The following is a 1,705-nucleotide window of genomic DNA, read 5'->3' as shown; positions in this document are numbered from 1 at the left end:
CAGGATCGCGTGATTGAAGGCTTTTTATTCTTTTCAATCACTCCCGAATCATTTGATCGAATGCAACAGGCTATCCTGCATATCATGGAGAATGGGCTATGACGTCTGATTATGCATCCATCATATCCCAAAGCCTCAATGCCCTCCCCGTCGGTATCTGTATCATCAAAGAGGATCATACCATCTCATTCTGGAATCAGACCCTTGTTTCCTGGACAGGTATCAGTCCTGATACCGCAGAAGGTCATCTCCTTGAAGACATCGTCCCCCAGTTTCGACAGCATCACGAAAATGCACGGCTTATGGTGGTATTCAAAGGAGGGGGACCAGTCATTCTCTCATCACGATTCCATCCCCGGATATTTCCGCTCCGGGAGAACGGACAGAATGAGGGGCGGTTTCAGCGAATCACTATCGCTCCCTTTATTATTCCTGATCACGGATCACAGGCAATTATTACCGTTGAAGATGTAACCGCGATTACTGAGCAGGTCTTTCGGTACCGGAAGATAAAAGATCAGATAGCGTATGAACTTGAAGAGAAGAAGCGAACTGAACGTGCCCTTGAAATGGCTCTCTCAAAACTCAATAACCTTTCTTCGATTACCCGTCATGATCTGCTCAACTCCCTGACGGTCTTTGAGGGATATTTAGGCATTATTCTGAATCTGAACCCAGGTGGAAAAATCCAGACCTACCTTGAAAAGATGAAAGAAGCTACTGCAACGATGCGGCGTCATATAACCTTTGCTCGTGACTATCAGGAGATGGGAAATGCCCTGCCGGCATGGTACCATGTTGAAACACTCGTGAAAAATTCCGGGATAGGTCCCATATTCCGTGATATTACCATAGAAACAGATACCGGCAGCCTTGAAATCCTGGCAGATCCCATGATCGTAAAAGCAATGTATAATCTGCTTGAAAACGCAGTCCGTCACGGAGAACATACCACCCGTATCAGGGTAACCTGCAGGAAGGATGAGGATAGTGTCACGCTTGTCGTTGAGGATAATGGAACAGGCGTCCCAAATGAGATAAAAGAGAAGATATTCAAGAAAGGGTTTGGCTCAAATACCGGTCTTGGTCTCTTTCTGGTCAGGGAGATCCTGGGGATTACCGGTATGCAGATCATTGAGACCGGTACCTATGGAACAGGGGCCAGGTTTGAGATCAGGGTCCCTGCCGGTAATTTCAGGTTTTCGGAAGAGAACTGATTTTTTCATGCTCCACAATCTATTTCTGAAATCGGATCATTATGATAGTTAATGAGCAGTATCCTGATCATTGATGATTCAGTATTCCAGCGCAGAGTCGTCGGGGCCCCGTTACGAGCAGGTGGCTTTGACGTATATGAAGCGGTAAACGGCAATGACGGCCTTTTAAAGATACAGGAATTACAACCGGATCTTATTCTTCTGGATATCCTCATGCCGGAAAAAGATGGTATAGAGGTCTTAAAAGAACTGCATGATTTAGGAAATACCATACCTGTCGTCATGCTTACTTCAGATGTTCAGGAATCGACACGGAATGAATGTCTCTCATTAGGTGCCCGGGCATTTCTCAATAAACCGGTAAAAGCAGAAGAACTCATCCCGGTGATTACCGCATTGATTGAAAAGACATCATGAGATCAGTACCACAGCCGGTTCTTGACGGGATAAAAGAACTGGTCAACATCGGAGTTGGCAGAGCTGCCGGC

General features: G+C 46.0%; 2 protein-coding genes. Both read left to right on the top strand.

Going from position 1 to position 1,705, the window contains the following annotated elements; all coding sequences use genetic code 11:
* The first annotated feature begins 98 nt into the window (after nt 1-98).
* Nucleotides 99-1,217 carry a sensor histidine kinase gene (locus tag PLA23_RS13215; RefSeq protein ID WP_324475507.1) on the top strand — a complete coding sequence of 373 codons (1,119 nt, stop codon included), beginning with the start codon at nt 99-101 and terminating at the stop codon, nt 1,215-1,217.
* Nucleotides 1,218-1,268: 51 nt separating this feature from the next.
* Nucleotides 1,269-1,634, top strand: a complete 366-nt coding sequence (locus PLA23_RS13210; RefSeq protein WP_324475506.1) for a response regulator transcription factor — start codon at nt 1,269-1,271, stop codon at nt 1,632-1,634.
* The last annotated feature ends 71 nt before the right edge of the window (nt 1,635-1,705 follow it).

This window comes from Methanospirillum sp., from assembly GCF_035406105.1.
Classification (GTDB): Archaea; Halobacteriota; Methanomicrobia; order Methanomicrobiales; family Methanospirillaceae; genus Methanospirillum.
This window is presented reverse-complemented; position numbering and strand designations above follow the sequence as displayed.

Excerpts from the sequence above, each read along its gene's own strand:
- PLA23_RS13215 (WP_324475507.1), top strand. The coding sequence starts at position 99 with ATGACGTCTGATTATGCATCCATCATATCCCAAAGCCTCAATGCCCTC.
- PLA23_RS13210 (WP_324475506.1), top strand. The coding sequence starts at position 1,269 with ATGAGCAGTATCCTGATCATTGATGATTCAGTATTCCAGCGCAGAGTC.